20 protein-coding genes are annotated in these 16,235 nt (G+C 67.5%); 6 read left to right on the plus strand and 14 right to left on the minus strand.

Annotated features, from left to right (window positions below; genetic code table 11):
• Positions 1–165: 165 nt before the first annotated feature.
• From AC1Q5A_RS00430 to htpX, 4 genes are all read right to left on the minus strand, one after another.
• A complete protein-coding gene (locus tag AC1Q5A_RS00430) occupies positions 166–450 on the minus strand; it encodes a type II toxin-antitoxin system RelE family toxin (protein ID WP_492697140.1) in 285 nt (94 codons plus the stop codon).
• A complete protein-coding gene (locus AC1Q5A_RS00435; protein WP_492697142.1) occupies positions 440–685 on the minus strand; it encodes a type II toxin-antitoxin system prevent-host-death family antitoxin in 246 nt (81 codons plus the stop codon). Before AC1Q5A_RS00435 ends, AC1Q5A_RS00430 begins: the two co-directional genes overlap by 11 nt.
• A 216-nt stretch (positions 686–901) precedes the next feature.
• Complete coding sequence (gene htpG, locus AC1Q5A_RS00440) at positions 902–2,770, minus strand: molecular chaperone HtpG (RefSeq protein ID WP_492697144.1); 1,869 nt, start codon at positions 2,768–2,770, stop codon at positions 902–904.
• 186 nt (positions 2,771–2,956) lie between these two features.
• Positions 2,957–3,850 carry a protease HtpX gene (gene htpX, locus AC1Q5A_RS00445; RefSeq protein ID WP_492697146.1) on the minus strand — a complete coding sequence of 298 codons (894 nt, stop codon included), beginning with the start codon at positions 3,848–3,850 and terminating at the stop codon, positions 2,957–2,959.
• Positions 3,851–3,978: 128 nt separating this feature from the next.
• Between htpX and gluQRS the strand changes: the two genes are divergently transcribed.
• Complete coding sequence (gene gluQRS, locus AC1Q5A_RS00450; protein ID WP_492697148.1) at positions 3,979–4,845, plus strand: tRNA glutamyl-Q(34) synthetase GluQRS; 867 nt, start codon at positions 3,979–3,981, stop codon at positions 4,843–4,845.
• Between the two features lie 110 nt (positions 4,846–4,955).
• On the plus strand, positions 4,956–5,696 hold the full coding sequence (gene phbB / locus AC1Q5A_RS00455) for an acetoacetyl-CoA reductase (RefSeq protein ID WP_492697150.1): 741 nt from the start codon (positions 4,956–4,958) through the stop codon (positions 5,694–5,696).
• A 6-nt stretch (positions 5,697–5,702) separates the two neighbouring features.
• On the opposite strand, the gene AC1Q5A_RS00460 is transcribed toward phbB, so the two are convergent.
• Entirely contained in the window at positions 5,703–6,533 is an 831-nt protein-coding gene (locus AC1Q5A_RS00460) for a tRNA threonylcarbamoyladenosine dehydratase (RefSeq protein WP_492697151.1), read from the minus strand.
• A gap of 104 nt (positions 6,534–6,637) precedes the next feature.
• On the opposite strand from AC1Q5A_RS00460, the gene AC1Q5A_RS00465 reads away from it, so the two are divergent.
• Positions 6,638–7,027: a cytochrome c gene (locus tag AC1Q5A_RS00465; protein ID WP_492697153.1), complete on the plus strand. Its 390-nt coding sequence runs from the start codon at positions 6,638–6,640 to the stop codon at positions 7,025–7,027.
• A gap of 9 nt (positions 7,028–7,036) precedes the next feature.
• On the opposite strand, the gene AC1Q5A_RS00470 is transcribed toward AC1Q5A_RS00465, so the two are convergent.
• The 6 genes from AC1Q5A_RS00470 to AC1Q5A_RS00495 form a co-directional block, all read right to left on the minus strand.
• Positions 7,037–7,339, minus strand: coding sequence for an Mpo1-like protein (locus AC1Q5A_RS00470; protein ID WP_492697154.1), 303 nt, complete (start codon positions 7,337–7,339; stop codon positions 7,037–7,039).
• 149 nt (positions 7,340–7,488) lie between these two features.
• Positions 7,489–8,364, minus strand: a complete 876-nt coding sequence (locus AC1Q5A_RS00475) for a pirin family protein (protein ID WP_492697156.1) — start codon at positions 8,362–8,364, stop codon at positions 7,489–7,491.
• 18 nt (positions 8,365–8,382) lie between these two features.
• Positions 8,383–9,441: an NADH:flavin oxidoreductase/NADH oxidase gene (locus AC1Q5A_RS00480; protein ID WP_492697158.1), complete on the minus strand. Its 1,059-nt coding sequence runs from the start codon at positions 9,439–9,441 to the stop codon at positions 8,383–8,385.
• A gap of 59 nt (positions 9,442–9,500) precedes the next feature.
• The gene (locus AC1Q5A_RS00485) at positions 9,501–10,427 is read right to left on the minus strand and encodes an alpha/beta hydrolase family protein (RefSeq protein ID WP_492697160.1); all 927 of its coding nucleotides are present in this window, start codon (positions 10,425–10,427) and stop codon (positions 9,501–9,503) included.
• 84 nt (positions 10,428–10,511) lie between these two features.
• On the minus strand, positions 10,512–10,721 hold the full coding sequence (locus AC1Q5A_RS00490) for a cold-shock protein (protein WP_068096862.1): 210 nt from the start codon (positions 10,719–10,721) through the stop codon (positions 10,512–10,514).
• A 257-nt stretch (positions 10,722–10,978) separates the two neighbouring features.
• Positions 10,979–11,188 (minus strand): cold-shock protein, encoded by a 210-nt coding sequence (locus AC1Q5A_RS00495; RefSeq protein WP_114341702.1) that lies wholly within the window; start codon positions 11,186–11,188, stop codon positions 10,979–10,981.
• Positions 11,189–11,531: 343 nt separating this feature from the next.
• On the opposite strand from AC1Q5A_RS00495, the gene AC1Q5A_RS00500 reads away from it, so the two are divergent.
• Positions 11,532–12,002, plus strand: a complete 471-nt coding sequence (locus AC1Q5A_RS00500) for a hypothetical protein (protein ID WP_492697161.1) — start codon at positions 11,532–11,534, stop codon at positions 12,000–12,002.
• 13 nt (positions 12,003–12,015) lie between these two features.
• On the opposite strand, the gene AC1Q5A_RS00505 is transcribed toward AC1Q5A_RS00500, so the two are convergent.
• Complete coding sequence (locus tag AC1Q5A_RS00505; protein WP_492698070.1) at positions 12,016–13,248, minus strand: winged helix-turn-helix domain-containing protein; 1,233 nt, start codon at positions 13,246–13,248, stop codon at positions 12,016–12,018.
• Between the two features lie 179 nt (positions 13,249–13,427).
• Here AC1Q5A_RS00505 and AC1Q5A_RS00510 point away from each other — a divergent pair, with 179 nt between their 5' ends.
• Both AC1Q5A_RS00510 and AC1Q5A_RS00515 read left to right on the plus strand, forming a co-directional pair.
• Positions 13,428–13,817: a hypothetical protein gene (locus AC1Q5A_RS00510; protein WP_492697163.1), complete on the plus strand. Its 390-nt coding sequence runs from the start codon at positions 13,428–13,430 to the stop codon at positions 13,815–13,817.
• A gap of 115 nt (positions 13,818–13,932) precedes the next feature.
• On the plus strand, positions 13,933–15,030 hold the full coding sequence (locus AC1Q5A_RS00515; RefSeq protein ID WP_492697165.1) for a phospholipase A: 1,098 nt from the start codon (positions 13,933–13,935) through the stop codon (positions 15,028–15,030).
• 81 nt (positions 15,031–15,111) lie between these two features.
• Here the strand turns inward: AC1Q5A_RS00515 and AC1Q5A_RS00520 are convergent, their stop codons facing one another.
• Together AC1Q5A_RS00520 and AC1Q5A_RS00525 are read right to left on the minus strand one after the other, a co-directional pair.
• Positions 15,112–15,594 carry an FKBP-type peptidyl-prolyl cis-trans isomerase gene (locus AC1Q5A_RS00520; protein WP_114341607.1) on the minus strand — a complete coding sequence of 161 codons (483 nt, stop codon included), beginning with the start codon at positions 15,592–15,594 and terminating at the stop codon, positions 15,112–15,114.
• Positions 15,595–15,732: 138 nt separating this feature from the next.
• Complete coding sequence (locus AC1Q5A_RS00525; RefSeq protein WP_492697167.1) at positions 15,733–16,218, minus strand: glutathione peroxidase; 486 nt, start codon at positions 16,216–16,218, stop codon at positions 15,733–15,735.
• Positions 16,219–16,235: the final 17 nt, after the last annotated feature.

Raw genomic sequence — 16,235 nt, forward strand, 5'->3', positions numbered from 1 at the left:
ACGGGCTGGGCTGGGCTGGGCTGGGCTGGGCTGGGCTGGGCTGGGCTGGGCTGGGCTGGGCTGGGCTGGGCTGGGCTGGGCTGGGAGAGCTGCGTGGAAACCAATCCGACATACCTGGTTCCACCGCCGTGAGAGATCAGCTTCCAACTCGGAGCATGGTCTGCTTCAAACCCGTTTGCCCGCCAACCGATACACCAACCCCTTGTCGCGCTTGCCAACCGCTATTACTGTGACCACAACGGTCTGGTCGTTGACCTGATAGACCAACCGATAACCGGCGGTGCGCAACTTGATCTTGTAGCAGTCCGGCAAGCCATGCAGGCGTGCCGATGGCACATGGGGGTTTTGCAAGCGCTCGCCTAGCTTGTTTCTCAGCTGGTCGCGAGTGCCGGGGGCAAGTTTGCGCCATTCCTTCAGCGCGGACTCCACAAACTCCAGGCTATAGCTCATCGAGCTTGACCCTGATCCGGCGCTCCTTGGAACGCGAGCGCACCAGTTCAGCCAGTTCAAGATCCTCCAGCCGATCCAACAGGCGCCTGTAGGTCTCCGCAGGCACCAGATAGGCGCTGGGTTTGTTGTGCACCAGCACAGCCACCGATTCGCCGGCGGCAGCCTCAATCACGGCACTGGGATTGCGCTTGAGCTCGGTGATGCTGATGCTCGCGTCGGCAAGAATGGATTCCATATTCGTCTCCAAATTCAGAGCCGAATATAGTACGTAAAGCACATCTTCTCAAGTGCCGTGTGACGCCGGCATGTGCGCCATTAGCCAACGCATCCTCAACTACCCCCGCCGCTCCCAAAGGGGGCTCCTTTCGATTGCTCCGAGAGTGATGGGGAGCGGAAATGGAAAACCCGCCAAACGGCGGGCTCCCCTCACATCAACACAGCACGAAGTGCCTCACCCCATCAACACCCGATTCATCCGCTGCACGAATGCCGCCGGATCCGGCAACTGCGCCCCGGCGGAAATCTCCGCCTGCTCCAGCAGCAACATCGCCAAGTCCCGCGCCTTGCCTTCGTCGGTTTCGCTCTCGACGCGCTTGACCAGCGCATGTTGCGGGTTGACCTCCAGCGTCGGCTTCGACTCCGGCATCTCCTGCCCCGCTTCGCGCAGCAGCCGCGCCAGATGCGGCGCCATCTCGTAATCGGAAAGGGCCAGGCACGACGGCGAATCGGTGAGGCGGGCGGAAACCTTGACCTCGCCCACGCGATCGCCCAGCAGCTCCTTCAGCTTCTTCAGCAGCGGCTCGGCCTCCTGGGTTGCCTCCTCCAGTTTCTTCTTGTCGGCCTCATCGAGCGGCAGGTCGCCCTTGGCCACGCTCCTGAGCTTCTTGCCTTCGTACTCGCTCAAGCTGCCGATCATCCATTCGTCGATGCGGTCGGACATCAGCAGCACTTCGATGCCCTTGGCCTTGAACGCTTCCAGCTGCGGGCTGCCGGCGGCGGCGGCGTAGCTGTCGGCGGTGATGTACCAGATCGCGTCCTGGCCGACGGCCATGCGGCCGATGTAGTCGTCCAGCGAGACGGTCTGCGCGGTGCCTTCGCCCTTGGTGCTGGCGAAACGCAACAGCTTGGCGATGCGCTCGCGGTTGTTGGCGTCCTCGCTGATGCCTTCCTTGAGCGTGTTGCCGAACGCTTTGTAGAAGGTGGCGAACTTTTCCGGCTCGTCCTTGGCCAGCTTCTCGATCAGGTCGAGCACGCGCTTGACGCAGGCGGCCTTGATCCGCTCGAGCTGGCGGTTGTGCTGCAGGATTTCGCGGCTGACGTTGAGCGGCAGGTCGTCGGCGTCGACCACGCCGCGCACGAAGCGCAGGTAGTTCGGCAGCAGCTCCTCGGCGGCGTCCATGATGAAGACACGCTTGATGTAGAGCTTCAGCCCCTTGCGCTCGTCGCGGCCGCCCATCATCAGGTCGAACGGCGGCTGCGACGGCAGGTACAGCAGGGTAGTGAAGCTCTGGCTGCCTTCGACGCGGTTGTGCGTCCACGCCAGCGCGTCGTTGAAGTCGTGGCCGAGCGACTTGTAGAAGCTCTGGTAGTCCGCGTCGCTGATCTCGGACTTCGGCTTGGTCCACAGCGCCGAGGCGGCGTTGATGGTCTCGAACTCGTCGGTCGGCTTGCCGTCCTTCTCCACCGGCATGCGGATCGGAAACGCCACGTGGTCGGAGTAGCGGGTGATCAGCGCGCGCAGCTGCCAGCGACTGAGGAACTCGTCCTCGTCGGCTTTCAGGTGCAGGATGACGGAAGTGCCGCGCCCGGCCAGCTCGACCGGCTCCAGCGAGTATTCGCCCTTGCCGTCGCTCTCCCACTTTACGCCCTCGCCGGCCGGCGCGTCGGCGCGGCGGCTGAGCACGGTGACCTTGTCGGCGACCACGAAGGCGGAATAGAAGCCCACGCCGAACTGGCCGATCAGCCGCGCGTCGGCCTTCTGTTCGCCCGACATCGCCTCCAGGAAACGGCGCGTGCCGGAACTGGCGATGGTGCCGATGTTCGCCACCACCTCGTCGCGGTTCATGCCGATGCCGTTGTCGCGCACGGTGACGGTGCGCGCATCCGGATCCCAGCTCACGTCGATGTGCAGCTCGCTGTCGCCGGCCGACAGCTCGGGCTTCGCGATCGACTCGAAGCGCAGCTTGTCGCAGGCGTCGGAGGCGTTGGAGATCAGCTCGCGCAGGAAGATTTCCTTGTGCGAGTACAGCGAGTGCGTGACCAGGTGCAGCACCTGGGCGACTTCGGCTTCGAACTTGCGGGTTTCGACGGGTGCGTTCATGCGTGGATGTTCCGTTGTTGCGTTGACGATGGAAATGATTCCTCCCCCTGCTTGCGACCGAAGGGAGTCCCTTGGGGCAGGGGGAGGTCAGGAGAGGGTTGGCTTTTGATCTTAGCCTTCCAGACAAGGTCAAGAGCACCCCACCCCAACCCTCCCCTGCTTGCAGGGGAGGGAGCAAAGCGGGAATCAGGTGCCGTTCTGCAGCGCCGCGATGCGCTCCTCCAGCGGCGGATGGCTCATGAACAGCCGCCTGAAGCCGTCGGCCAGCGGGCCGGAGATGCCGAATGCGGCGATCGTCTGCGGCAGCGTGTTCTCCCCATGATTGGCCTGCAGCCGCTGCAGCGCGGAGATCATCGCACCGCGGCCGGCGAACCGGGCGCCCGCCGCGTCGGCGCGGAACTCGCGCCAGCGCGAAAACGCGGCCACGATGACCGAGGCGAACAGGCCGAACACCAGCTGCAGCACCATCACCGTCACGAAATAACCGATGCCGGTGCCCCCTTCGCGGTCGTCGCGGCCGCCCGACATCCAGCTGTCGACCAGCCGCCCGACGATGCGCGCGGCGAGGATCACCAGCGTGTTCAGCACGCCCTGGATCAGGGTCAGGGTAACCATGTCGCCGTTCGCCACGTGGCCGATCTCATGGCCGAGCACGGCGCTGACCTGGTCGCGGTTCATCTGCTGCAGCAGGCCGGAGCTGACCGCCACCAGCGAGCTGTTCTTGGTCATGCCGGTGGCGAACGCGTTCATCTCCGGCGCATCGTAGATGGCCACTTCCGGCATGCCGATGCCGGCGTTCTGCGCATGGCGGCGCACGGTGTCGACCAGCCAGCGCTCGGTCTCGTCCTGCGGCTGCTCGATCACCCGCGCTCCGGTGGACATCTTCGCCATCCACTTGGACATCGCCAGCGAAATGAACGCGCCGCCCATGCCGAACACGGCGGCGTGGGCCAGCAGGCCGCCCATGCCGCCGTAGCCGCGGGCGGCGGCCATCTGGTCGATGCCGAACAGGTGGCAGACGATGCTCAGCAGGAGCAGGACGGCAAGGTTGGTACCGATAAACAATGCGATGCGACGCATGGCTGTCTCTCTATGGCAGTCATGAAGGAAAGGGAGAAACCGTGGCTCAAGATTCGGGGCGCAAGCGGCAGCTTTCAAGGGTTGCCGCGGCGGCGACCGATCACCCGCCGCTACCCTAGAATGCGCCGATGAGCTACCGCGGCCGCTTCGCCCCCTCACCCACGGGACCACTGCACTTCGGCTCGCTGGTCGCCGCGGTGGGCAGCTGGCTGTGCGCGCGGCATGCCGGCGGCGAGTGGCTGCTGCGAGTGGAAGACATCGACCCGCCGCGCGAGGTTCCCGGCTCGGCCGCCAGCATCCTCGCCGCCCTGCCGGCGTTCGGACTGCTCGCCGACGCGCCGGCGCTGCTCCAGTCGCAGCGCCTCGCCGCCTACGACGCGGCGTTCCAACAACTGCGCGAGGCCGGCCAGGTGTTCCCTTGCTGGTGCAGCCGCAGCGAGCTGGCCGGCGCCGGCGGCATCCATCGCGCCGGCCGCTGCGTCGCGCTGCCGCAGCCCAGCCAGGCGCCGGCCTGGCGATTGCGCGTACCGGACATCACCATCGCGTTCGACGACGCCCTGCAGGGACCGCAGCAGCAGAACCTGCGCGACGAGGCGGGCGACTTCGTGATCCGCCGGGTCGAAGGTCTCTATTCCTACCAGCTCGCCTGCGTGGTGGACGACGCCTTCCAGGGCATCACCGAGGTGGTGCGCGGGCTGGACCTGCTCGACTCCACCGCGCGGCAGATCTGGCTGCAGCGCTGCCTCGGCCTGCCCACGCCGGCGTATCGCCACCTGCCGCTGGTGCTGGATGCGCAAGGGCGCAAGCTGTCGAAGTCCGAACAGGCGTTTCCGCTCGACCCGGCCGATCCGCTGCCGGCGCTGCGGCGGGCGCTGGCGTTCCTGCGGGTGCCGGCGCCGCCCATGGCAGCCGATGTCCACGATCTGTTGGCGCAAGCGCTGGCAAGCTTCGATCCGGCGCATTTGCCGCATTGCAGCGGTCACTCTTTCGCCTGAAACGCTATAAATGCAGAACGCACCGAAGTCACGCGACAACGGCATGAAACATGCCTCACCATGCTCCGGCGCGACAGCCCCCGCTTCACCCGCACAGGAGTTCCAAGGACATGACGCAGCGCACGGCATTGGTCACAGGCGGCACCGGCGGCATCGGCAGCGCGATCATCCGCTATCTTGCCGGGCAGGGGCATCGGGTGGCCACCAATTACCGCGACCCGGGCAAGGCCGAAGCCTGGCGCAAGGCCATGGCGGCGGATGGCATCGAGGTGTGCATGGTGCCCGGCGACGTCTCCGACCCCGCCGCCTGCGAGGCGATGATCCGCGCAATCGAGGAGAAGTGCGGCCCGGTCGACATCCTGGTCAACAACGCCGGCATCACCCGCGACACCACCTTCCACAAGATGAACTATCAGCAGTGGACGGACGTGATCAACACCAACCTCAACGCCTGTTTCAACGTCACCCGCCCGGTGATCGATGGCATGCGCGCGCGCAAGTGGGGCCGCATCGTGCAGATCAGCTCGATCAACGGCCAGAAAGGTCAATACGGCCAGGCCAACTACGCCGCTGCCAAGGCCGGCATGCACGGCTTCACCATCTCGCTGGCGCAGGAGAACGCGAAGTTCGGCATCACCGTCAACACCGTCTCGCCCGGCTACGTCGGCACTGACATGGTGATGGCGGTGCCGGAGGAAGTGCGCGAGAAGATCGTGGCGCAGATCCCGGTCGGCCGCCTCGGCCGCCCGGACGAGATCGCCCACGCCGTGGCCTTCTTCACCGGCGAGCAATCCGCCTGGATCACCGGCGCCAACCTGGCGATCAACGGCGGGCATTACATGGGGTGGTGATCGTCCCTACGGGGAAGCCAGCACCTTCTCCAGCACCTTGCCCACGGCCGCGAACGCGAAGGCGCCGGTGACATGGGTGGCGGCGCCCAGGCCGCCGCCGCAGGCCAGGTTCATCGCGTCGCCGCCGGGCGGGCGGGTGCCGCACACCGTGCCGTCGGGCTGCGGGTACTGCACGTTCTGCAGCGAATAGACGGCCGACACGCCGAAGTAGCGGTCCGGGTTGCGCGGGAAGTTGAAGTCGGCGCGGAGCTTCTTGCGGATCAGGCTGAACATCGCGTCGTGCTCGGTTCGCGACAGGTCGCGCACGCGGATCTGGGTGGGGTCGGTGCGTCCGCCGGCGGAGCCCACGCTGACGATCGGCAGCTTGCGCCGGCGGCACCAGGCGATCGTCTCCAGCTTCACCCGGAACGCGTCGCAGGCATCCAGCACCACGTCGTAGCCGCGATCGAGCAGCTCGTCCAGCGTGGACGGGGTGAGAAAGCGCTCGATCGCCTCCAACCGGATCGTCGGATTGATCGCGTGCGCACGCTCCGCCATCACGCCCACCTTCGACTTGCCGTACTCGCCGTCCAGCGCGTGCAGCTGGCGGTTGGTGTTGGATACGCAGACCTCGTCGGCGTCGATCAGGGTGAGCCGGCCCACGCCGCTGCGCGCCAGCGCCTCGACCGCCCACGAACCGACGCCACCGATGCCGACCACGCAGACGTGCGCGCGCGACAGCGTCGCCACGCTGCCGCTGCCGTACAGGCGCTCGACGCCGGCGAAACGCTCGGCCGGAAAGGTCGTCCCGCTCGCGGCACCGCCGAGCGGGTGCGTGGTCGTGTCTGCGTGGGTCACCGGCGGATCCTGCGATGCAAGTGCGCCATTTTATCGTGCCTGCATGGATGCCGTGCACCGGTGCGGGTTATCCTGTGGAATTCCCCTCCCATGGAACCGTCCCGATGCGCGTAGCCCTGATGATCCTGCTCGGCCTGGTGATCGGCGCGATCGGCACAGCCAACGTGATGAATGCGCTGGCCGCGCGCAATCCGATGCCGAAGGCCGTGATGGAGACGATGGACTACCACCTGGGCGAACTGAAGAACGCGATCAAGGCGAAGCAGTGCGACCCGGCCAAGGTCCAGCACCACCTGGCCCGCCTGCAGTCCACCGCCAGCGACATCACGCCGGTGTTCGGGATCGACGAAAAAACCTTCACCGACGACGCCACCCAGTTGCAGGATCACCTGCAGCAGGCGGTGCAGACCGCACCGGCCACCTGCGCGGCGCTGGCCGCGGCGATCAAGCCGGTCGGCGAGACCTGCAAGAGCTGCCACCAGCAATACCGCTGAGGCTGCCGTTCAGAAGCGGATCTTGCCGCGCAGCATCTGGCCGTACATCACCCAGTCGCCCATCAGACTGTACAACGGGTGCTTGAAGGTGGCCGGGCGGTTCCTCTCGAACGCGAAGTGGCCGAGCCAGGCGAAGCCGTAGCCAGCCACCGGCGTCAGCCACAGCCAGCGCAGCTGGCCGCTGGCCAGCGCCAGCACGATCACCGCCAGCACCAGCGTGCTGCCGATGAAGTGCATGCGCCGGCACCTGCGGTTGCCGTGCTCGCTGAGGTAGAACGGATAGAACTCGGCAAAGCTGCTGTAGCCGGACATGTTCCTGCTCCGCGACGGTATGCGCCGATTCTGCCACCCAACCGATCCGTGCGCGCTGTAGGGCGGGCACCGCCCGCCGGCCTTTGCCTTGTTGAAGCCGAGAGCGGCGGACAGGGTCCGCCCTACGAAGCGAGGCAATCCGCGTGCGCCTACTCCGGCAGCGGGATGAATTCCTGCTCGTCGCCGGCGACTTTCGGGAAGCGCCCCTCGCGCCAGTCGGCCTTGGCCTGTTCGATGCGCTCGCGCGTGCTGGCCACGAAGTTCCACCACAGGTGCCGCTCCCCATCCAGCGGCGCGCCGCCGAACAGCATCAGGCGGCTCGCTGCGTGCGCGCGCAGCGCCGGCGCGGCGGGGCCGGCCTGCACCGCCATCTGTTGCGCACCGACTTCAAGTTCGCCCCAGCGGATCGCGCCCTCGAGCACATGCACGCCGCGCTCGGCGTGCTCCGTCGGCAGCGCCAGTTCGATGCCGGCGGCCAGCCGTACCTCGAGGAAGAACATCGGCGCGAACACCTTCACCGGCGAGCGTTCGCCGTAGGCCGTGCCCGCGATCAGCACCGCCTCGGCGCCGGGCCACCGAATCCGCGGCAACGCGTCGCGGTCGTGATGGTGGAACTCCGGCGCCACCTCGGCATCGGCCTGCGGCAGCGCCACCCAGACCTGGATGCCGTGCAACAGCTGGCTGCCCTGGCGCGCCTCCGGTGGCGTGCGCTCGGAGTGGGCGATGCCGCGGCCGGAGGTCATCCAGTTCACTTCGCCGGGGCGGATGTCGGCCAGGCTGCCGAGACTGTCGCGATGGCGGATCACGCCGTCGAACAGCCAGGTCACCGTGGCCAGGCCGATGTGCGGATGCGGCCGCACGTCCATGCCGTTGCCGGCGCCGAACGTGACCGGCCCCATGTGGTCGTAGAACACGAACGGGCCGACGTGGCGCGCCTGCAGCACCGGCAGCATGCGGCGCACCATGAAGCCGTCGCCGAGATCATGCAGGCGGGTACCTTCGACCAGGGTCGGCACGGCTTCCATCACGTTCTCCTCGACGATTCACCAGGCCCGCTGATATTGCACCGGCGCGTCGATCTTCGCACCCAGCCGTTGCGCCGCCCGGCGCGGAAAGTACGGGTCGCGCAGGCTCTCGCGGGCGATCAGCACCACGTCGGCATCGCCGTTGGCGACGATCTGCGCGGCCTGCTCCGCCCCGGTGATCAGGCCCACCGCACCGGTGGCGACACCGGCCTCGCGCCGCACCTGCGCCGCGAACGGCACCTGGTAGCCCGGCCCCAGCGGGATTTTCGCGTGCGGCACCAGGCCGCCGCTGGAGACGTCGACCAGGTCCACGCCCAGCGGCTGCACCTGGCGCGCCAGCTCCACGCTCTCCGCCGCCGTCCAGCCGCCGTCGGCCCAGTCGGTGGCCGAGATGCGCAGCCACAGCGGCAGTTCGGCCGGCCACGCCTCGCGCACCGCGGCAACCACCTCGCGCACCAGCCGGGTGCGGTTCTCGAAGCTGCCGCCGTAGCGGTCGTCGCGCCGGTTGCTCAAGGGCGACAGGAACTGGTGCAGCAGGTAGCCGTGCGCCGCATGCAGCTCGACCAGATTGAAGCCGGCCGCCAGCGCGCGCCGGGTGGCCTCGCGGAAATCAGCGATGGCCGCCTGGATGCCGGCCTCGTCCAACGCCTGCGGCACCTGCCAGTCGCTGTCGAACGGCAGTGCCGATGGTGCCACGGTGCGCCAGTCGCCCTGCCCGGCCGGCACCGGACCGTGCCCCTCCCATGGCCGCAGTGTGCTGGCCTTGCGCCCGGCATGCGCCAGCTGCACGCCGGCCACCGCGCCATGGGCCTTGATGAAGCGGGTGATCGGCTGCCATGCCTCGACCTGGGCCTGGTTCCACAGGCCGGTGTCCTGCGGCGAAATACGGCCCTGTGCGGAGACCGCCGTGGCCTCCGCCACCACCGCTCCTGCGCCGCCCACCGCGCGGCTGCCCAGGTGCACCATGTGCCAGTCGTTCGGCAGGCCGTCGATGGCCGAGTACTCGCACATCGGCGACACCACCAGGCGATTGCGCAGGATCAGGCTGCGCTGGGCGAGCGGTTCGAACAGTTTCATGGGGCGTCCGGATCAGGAGAGTAGAGAGTCCGACGAGATGCAGACGGCTTGCGCCATAATCAAGCCGCGGTGTCGCCGCGCGCGGCAACCGGCGCGGTACGGGCCTCTACCCAGCGGGCAAGCCGCGTGGCGACCGCTGCCGGCGCCTTCATCCAGCCGAAATGGTCGGCGGACAGGCCACCCATGTCCTGCGGCGTGACGACCTCCACCACGCGTTCGGCCGGCCCCAGCTTGCCCAGCAGCCAGGCCAGCGAAGCCGGCGGCCCCAGCCAATCGTCCTGCAGGCGCAGGGCCAGCGACGGCAGTTGCAGGGTGGCCAGCTGTCGCTCGAAATCCTGCGCCATCCCGTCCGCGGCATAACGCCCGGTACGCCCGCTGCGCGCCCAGTCCGCGATCACGCCGCGCGCCTCGTTGCCGCCAAAGCCGATCCGCCGCCCGGGCAGGTAACCGACCAGGCCAGCCAGCAACGGCGCCAGTGCGTACGCCGCGGCGATCAGCCAGCCATGCCGGAAGCGGCGCCAGTAGGGCGCCCCGCTGGCCACCAGCAACAGGCCGGCGAACGCCTGCGGATGCAGGCTGGCGTGGAGCGTGGCCAGTTGCCCGCCCAGGCTGTGTCCGCCCAGCCAGCATCCGGCCCGCGGCCAGCGCGTGTGCACCGCGGCCAGGCCCGCGGGCAGGTCGTCCTGCAACAGCTCGCGATACCCCCAGTTGCAAGTGCGGCCGGCGCGCCGGTTGCTGGAGCCGATGCCGCGCCACTCGTGCACCACCACCGCGATGCCCCGCGCCGCCAGTGCACCGGCCAGCGGCAGGTAGTGCCGGGCCGGGATGCCCATGGCCGGCACCCAGTACAGCAGTTGCTGCCAGTCGCCGCCGGGCTGGATCGCCAGCAGTTCGAAGCTGGCGCCGTCGCCAGCCGCCACCGGGATCACCAGCGGCTCGGTCACCGCAACGGGTTCGGGTGCATGGCCGGAAGGATGGTCGCTCATCCCCACAGGCTAGCGAATCGTCGCGGCCGCGACAAAAAAGAGGCCGGCTTGCGCCGGCCCCCGAAACGAATTCCGCCACCTCGATCAGACGGGGGTGACGTCCTCGGCCTGCAAGCCCTTCTGGCCGTCGACGACCTTGAAGCTCACCTTCTGGCCTTCCTGGAGGCTCTTGAAACCCGTACCGGTAATGGCGCGGAAATGCACGAAAACGTCAGGGCCGTTGTCGCGGCTGATGAAGCCGAAACCCTTGGCGTCGTTGAACCACTTGACAGTACCCACTTCACGATCCGACATGACTCACTCCGATCCTATCCAGACGCTGAGACAAACCGGCTCCTACGAGCCGACGGTTTACTGAGCATGCAGGGTCCGGTGCAACAGTCGGATTCAGGAAATCCCTACCGGGCACGCACGTAGCCAAGCAGACGCAGCGGCGCCAGCATAACGGATTTTCTGACCACAAGTGATTTGTCAAGCCGGTTGTCGCGGACACAATCCGGACAGGGAAAAACCGGGCAGGGTTGCCCGGTTTTTCCCTACATGCACCCCGATCAGGCCGGGGTCACTTCCTCGGCCTGCAGGCCCTTCTGGCCCTGCACCACCTTGAAGGAGACCTGCTGGCCTTCCTGCAGGCTCTTGAAGCCGCTGCCGCTGATGGCGCGGAAATGCACGAACACGTCCGGACCATTGTCGCGGGCGATGAAACCGAAGCCCTTGGCATCGTTGAACCACTTGACGGTACCGATCTGACGATCAGACATAAATTGACCACTCCACAGGTTTATGGGCTCGGCCCACTACAGTGGCAGTGGCCGACTCAACTGGTGTGCAAGGAAACAACCCTGGGGTGAACGATGTGGCAGATCGCGGATCGGCGGCATCGGGTCACAAACTCTGCTGACCCCGGCAAACACAGTGGGCGGATCATAACGGCACGACTGGGTTGAACGGAATGGAGCAGAGTCATCGTTTTTGGTCCATCCGGTGGCGAATTCAGGTTTTCTTGACCTGCGCCATTGTCTAGTGGCGGCAAGTCACCCAATCTGCGACCGTTGCGGCGGCTTAGGCGCGCCGCAACGGTCGTGCTGCCGAGGAGAGCCAACCATGTCCATCCCTTCCCGCCTGACCCTTGCCGCCATGGCCGGCGGCCTGTTGCTGGCCGGCTGCGCCCAGCACGAGGCCGCCAAGACGACCACGTCAACCACGGCCACCACGACCGGCGCCGCCACGACCACCAGGGCCACCACCAGCACCGTGGGCACGACGCACCGGAAGCACGCCGTGACCAGCAGCAGCCCCGCCGACGAGGCCAAATTGCCCGAACAGACCGGCATCCCCGCCTGCGACGACTACCTGTCGAGCTACCTGGCCTGCCATCGCGCGGCGGCGATCTATGCGCCGGGCCAACTGCAGTCGCGCTACGAGGCAATGCGCACCAGCCTGCTGCGCGATTCGCAGAACCCGGACATCCGCCCGCAGCTGGCCACGCGCTGCTATTCGCTGGCCAGCCAGCTGCGCGAGGCGTTGCACGGCAAGTCGTGCGCGGAAAGTCCGGCACCGGCCAGCACGCCGTAGCAGCCGACGGGCCTCACGCCAGTTTCAGCGCGGCGCGCAGCGGCCGGGCCAGCGCCGCCGGCTCGGTGCGGCCCAGCCGGATTTCCGGGGTACCGTGCCAGCGCGCAGTGCCGGTGATTGCCGCGGCCACGGCCTGCACCAGCGAAGGCTCCGGCGCCACGCCCGCCTCAAGGAACAGGGCCTTGACCTCGAACATCCCGATGCCGCGGTGGGCCTTCGCGTCGAGCCGCCCGACCAGGCGGCCGCGGTGCAGGATCGGCAGCACGTAGTAGCCATAGCGGCGCTTCGGCGCCGGCGTGTAGCACTCGATGGTGTACTCGAAATCGAACATCGCCAGCACCCGCGACCGATCCCATACCAGCGGATCGAACGGCGACAGCAGCGCGGTGTGCGTGGCGCGCAGGCGGCCGGACAGCGCCTTGGCCAGCACTTCGGCGTGGTCGCAGTGCACGTAGCCGGGAACATTCCAGCCCTGCACCGGCACCGCCAGCAGCTCGCCGCTGGCCACCAGCGGCGCCAGCTCGCGGTCGCTCACCCTCGGCCGCAGGCGGAAGTAGTCGGCGATCCAGCCGGCCTGGGTCACCCCCAGCGCGCGCACGCCGTCGAGGATGAAGCGCCGGCGCAGTTCCGCCGCGGCGGGCACCACAGCGGGGTCGAACGGCGGGTCGAGCCGGGCCAGCACATTTCCGGCCAGGTCGTAGACGCGCTGGAAATTCTCGCGCCGCGCCACCATCAGCTCACCCAGCGCGAACCACGCCTCCAGCCAGCGCTTCTCCGGTTTCCATTCCCACCATCCCGGCTTGGCGACGCCGTCGCTGCGCGCGAAATCCGCCGCGCGCACCGGCCCGGAGGCGCGGATGCCCTGCAGCAGCGCCTCCATGTCGGCGCGTTGCTCGCGATGCATCCGCGCCGCGCTGCGGTACGCCCAATGGTGGTTGCGATGGCCATGCGTGCCGCGATGCCAGGCCATGTCGGCGGCGCTGACGAAGCAGGCCTCGTGCGCCCAGCATTCAGCCAGCCGGCCCTGCGCCAGCGCCTCGTCCAGCCACGTGGCGGGGTAGTCCCCCAGGCGCGAGTGCAGCACCAGGTACGGGCTGCGCGCCACCACGTGGATGGTATCGATCTGCAGCAGGCGCATGCGCTCGATCGCCGTTACCACATCGCCACGCCGCGGCCGCCGCCGCAACGGTTGCAACAGACCCTGCGCCGACAGCTGCAAGGCACGCGCCTGCCCCAGGCTCAGCACGTGGAGACCACCTGAATCGACGCCCAACGATACATTTTCTTCACGAATTCATGCCACCGATCTTGAGTCGGCATTTACAAAACCCCTGCTAGCGTGAACCTGGATCGGCCGCAACGGAGATCCGCTGCCATGCGGATATCCGCACGAATCCACCCGCATTCTGGCATGGAGTACCGCTGATGAAATTCCACAAGCCACTATTGACCACGTTCGCCGCTGGTGCCCTGTTGTCCGCCAGCAGCCTGCTCGCCCAGCAGGCGTCGGCGCCAGCCCCCGCTTCGGTATCGCCGCCACCCGCCAGCGCGACCAGCCCGCCACCGAATGGCCAGACCGGAACGGCCACCATGAACACGCCGTCCGGCGAACTGGTGGTGCATTCGAGCATGCCGCCGCCCCCGCCGGCGGGACCGGCGCCGAGCTTCGAGCAGCTGTCCGGCGGCGGCAAATACATCACCGAGGAACAGGCCGCAGCCTACCCGCTGCTGGCCAACGACTTCCTCCACGCCGACCGCAACCGGGACGGCCGCATCAGCAAGAGCGAATACGCGCGCTGGCTCTCCAACGAGTAGTTCCTCCCCCGCCAAACGCCGGCCACGGATGCGACCGGCGTTTTCACGCGGCAATCACCGTCAGCGCAAACCGCTCCACTAGACTGGCGTGCCGACCCGCCTGGAACGTTCCTGCATGATGCGATCGATTGCGGCCATCGCCACGATGCTGTGCATCGGTTCGGCAAGTACCCCCTTGCACGCGCAGAATCCGGATCCCACCGACATCCGCGCCTGTACCGCGATCGAAAACGATGCGCAACGACTGGCCTGCTACGACCACGCGACCGGGCGGGTCAACCTGCCGGTGGCGCAGAAGCGGGTAAACCCGGCAACCGCCTCGCCGGGCGTCTTCGGCCGCGACCGCGCGAAGGCCTCCGCCACCGCCGTGGAAACCAACAGCGAGGTGGCCAAGCCGCTGTCGCTGCTCGACAGCCGCTGGGAGCTGTCGCCGGAGAGCAAGCTCGGCACGTTCAACATCCGCGGCTACAAGCCGGTGTACGTGCTGCCCGTGTTCGTCACCAGCAACCAGAACAGCCGCCCGCACAGCCCCAATCCGGACAACACCGTGCCGGGTCCGGGCGAACAGTTGGACAATGCCGAGATGAAGTTCCAGCTCAGCCTGAAGTCCAAGGTGTGGCAGGGCGTGTTCGGCGATGCCGGCGACCTGTGGGTGGGTTACACCCAGTCCTCGCGCTGGCAGGTCTACAACGCGAAGCTGTCGCGCCCGTTCCGCGAAACCAACTACGAACCCGAGGCCATGCTGGTGTTCGATACCCACTACCAGGTGCTCGGCTGGGACGGGCGCCTGCTCGGCATCGGCTTCAACCACCAGTCGAACGGCCGCAGCAACCCGCTGTCGCGCAGCTGGAACCGGGTGATCGCGAACGTCGGCTTCGAGCGCGACGACTGGACCGTGATGCTGAGCCCGTGGTGGCACGTCCCGGAATCGCGACGCACCAACGACAACCCCGACATCGGCGATTACATGGGCCGCGGCGAGGTGCAGATCGTGCACGAATGGCACGGCCAGGAATTCGGCGTGCTGCTGCGCCACTCCCTGCGCGGCGGCAGCCGCAGCCATGGCTCGGCGCGCTTCAGCTGGAGTTTCCCGGTGGCCGGCAACCTGCGCGGTTACCTGGAAGTGTTCAAGGGCTACGGCGAAAGCCTGATCGACTACAACCACAACGCCACCTATCTCGGCCTGGGCGTGTCGCTGCTCGACTGGTATTGAGCAGGTCGCCAACGACGAAGGCCCGGTGCAGGCACCGGGCCTTCGCACGTCTCGCGGAGTGTGGCCGCGCCGCGCAGGCGATCAGTGGTGGTGGCCGCCCGCGCCGTGCACGTGGCCGTGCGCCAGCTCTTCCGCGGTGGCGTCACGCACGTCGGTCACCTCGACGGCGAAGTGCAGGGTCTTGCCGGCCAGCGGGTGGTTGGCATCGATGAACACCACGTCGTTCTCGACCTTGGTGACGGTGACGTTGATCTGCCCCTGCGGGCCATTGCCCTGGAACTGCATGCCGGGCTGGATGTCCTCGACGCCCTGGAACGCCGCACGTGGCACTTCCTGCATCAGCTCGGCGTGATGCACGCCATAGCCTTCCTCCGGCGCCACGTCGGCGGTAAACCTGTCGCCGGCCGAGCGGCCCTCCATCTGCTTCTCCAGGCCCGGCACGATATGGCCGCTGCCGTGCAGGTAGGTCAGCGGTTCGCGGCCCTCGGAGCTGTCGATGACCTGGCCTTCGTCGTCGGTCAGCGTGTAATGGAAGGCGGCAACGGAGTTCTGGGCAATCTGCATGACGTTCTCGCGAATGGGGTCTGGTCTGCCGGCCTGGCGCCGACAGGGGCGGGCAAGGGTAGCAGAACCGCATAGGGACGCCGGGACCGGCGCCGCCGGAACATGGCGTCGGCCGCCTCCCGGGCCGCCGTGCCGCCGTCAACCGCCCAGCCGGGCCAGCGTGTCCCGGCCGATCTTCTCCGGGGTATCGGTGGAAGCGTAGCGTTTCACCACCTGGCCATCCGCGTCGACCAGGAACTTGGTGAAGTTCCACTTGATCGACTCGCTGCCGAGGATGCCCTTGCCCTCGCTCTTCAGCCACTTGTACAGCGGATCGGCGTGCTCGCCGTTGACCTCGATCTTGGCGAACAGCGGGAAGGTCACGTCGTACTGGGTGCTGCAGAAAGTCCTGATCTCGGCCTCGTCGCCGGGCTCCTGGTGGCCGAACTGGTCGCACGGGAAACCCAGCACCACCAGCCCACGATCGCGCTGATCCTGCCACAGCGTTTCCAGCCCCTTGTATTGCGGGGTGAAACCGCATTTGGACGCGACGTTGACGATCAGCAGGGTCTTGCCGCGCCATTCGGCGAGCGGGCGCGGGTTGCCGTCGATATCGCGGACGGTGAAGTCGTACACGCTGGACATGGAAAGTCTCCGTCTCG

Source organism: Rhodanobacter sp. GW835-FHT13D09, assembly GCF_058793995.1.

What these genes read in the sequence shown, in the direction of transcription:
- AC1Q5A_RS00430 (WP_492697140.1), bottom strand. Translation starts at nt 450, where the DNA reads ATGAGCTATAGCCTGGAGTTTGTGGAGTCCGCGCTGAAGGAATGGCGC.
- AC1Q5A_RS00435 (WP_492697142.1), bottom strand. Translation starts at nt 685, where the DNA reads ATGGAATCCATTCTTGCCGACGCGAGCATCAGCATCACCGAGCTCAAG.
- htpG (WP_492697144.1), bottom strand. Translation starts at nt 2,770, where the DNA reads ATGAACGCACCCGTCGAAACCCGCAAGTTCGAAGCCGAAGTCGCCCAG.
- htpX (WP_492697146.1), bottom strand. Translation starts at nt 3,850, where the DNA reads ATGCGTCGCATCGCATTGTTTATCGGTACCAACCTTGCCGTCCTGCTC.
- gluQRS (WP_492697148.1), top strand. Translation starts at nt 3,979, where the DNA reads ATGAGCTACCGCGGCCGCTTCGCCCCCTCACCCACGGGACCACTGCAC.
- phbB (WP_492697150.1), top strand. Translation starts at nt 4,956, where the DNA reads ATGACGCAGCGCACGGCATTGGTCACAGGCGGCACCGGCGGCATCGGC.
- AC1Q5A_RS00465 (WP_492697153.1), top strand. Translation starts at nt 6,638, where the DNA reads ATGCGCGTAGCCCTGATGATCCTGCTCGGCCTGGTGATCGGCGCGATC.
- AC1Q5A_RS00470 (WP_492697154.1), bottom strand. Translation starts at nt 7,339, where the DNA reads ATGTCCGGCTACAGCAGCTTTGCCGAGTTCTATCCGTTCTACCTCAGC.
- AC1Q5A_RS00475 (WP_492697156.1), bottom strand. Translation starts at nt 8,364, where the DNA reads ATGGAAGCCGTGCCGACCCTGGTCGAAGGTACCCGCCTGCATGATCTC.
- AC1Q5A_RS00480 (WP_492697158.1), bottom strand. Translation starts at nt 9,441, where the DNA reads ATGAAACTGTTCGAACCGCTCGCCCAGCGCAGCCTGATCCTGCGCAAT.
- AC1Q5A_RS00485 (WP_492697160.1), bottom strand. Translation starts at nt 10,427, where the DNA reads ATGAGCGACCATCCTTCCGGCCATGCACCCGAACCCGTTGCGGTGACC.
- AC1Q5A_RS00490 (WP_068096862.1), bottom strand. Translation starts at nt 10,721, where the DNA reads ATGTCGGATCGTGAAGTGGGTACTGTCAAGTGGTTCAACGACGCCAAG.
- AC1Q5A_RS00495 (WP_114341702.1), bottom strand. Translation starts at nt 11,188, where the DNA reads ATGTCTGATCGTCAGATCGGTACCGTCAAGTGGTTCAACGATGCCAAG.
- AC1Q5A_RS00500 (WP_492697161.1), top strand. Translation starts at nt 11,532, where the DNA reads ATGTCCATCCCTTCCCGCCTGACCCTTGCCGCCATGGCCGGCGGCCTG.
- AC1Q5A_RS00510 (WP_492697163.1), top strand. Translation starts at nt 13,428, where the DNA reads ATGAAATTCCACAAGCCACTATTGACCACGTTCGCCGCTGGTGCCCTG.
- AC1Q5A_RS00515 (WP_492697165.1), top strand. Translation starts at nt 13,933, where the DNA reads ATGATGCGATCGATTGCGGCCATCGCCACGATGCTGTGCATCGGTTCG.
- AC1Q5A_RS00520 (WP_114341607.1), bottom strand. Translation starts at nt 15,594, where the DNA reads ATGCAGATTGCCCAGAACTCCGTTGCCGCCTTCCATTACACGCTGACC.
- AC1Q5A_RS00525 (WP_492697167.1), bottom strand. Translation starts at nt 16,218, where the DNA reads ATGTCCAGCGTGTACGACTTCACCGTCCGCGATATCGACGGCAACCCG.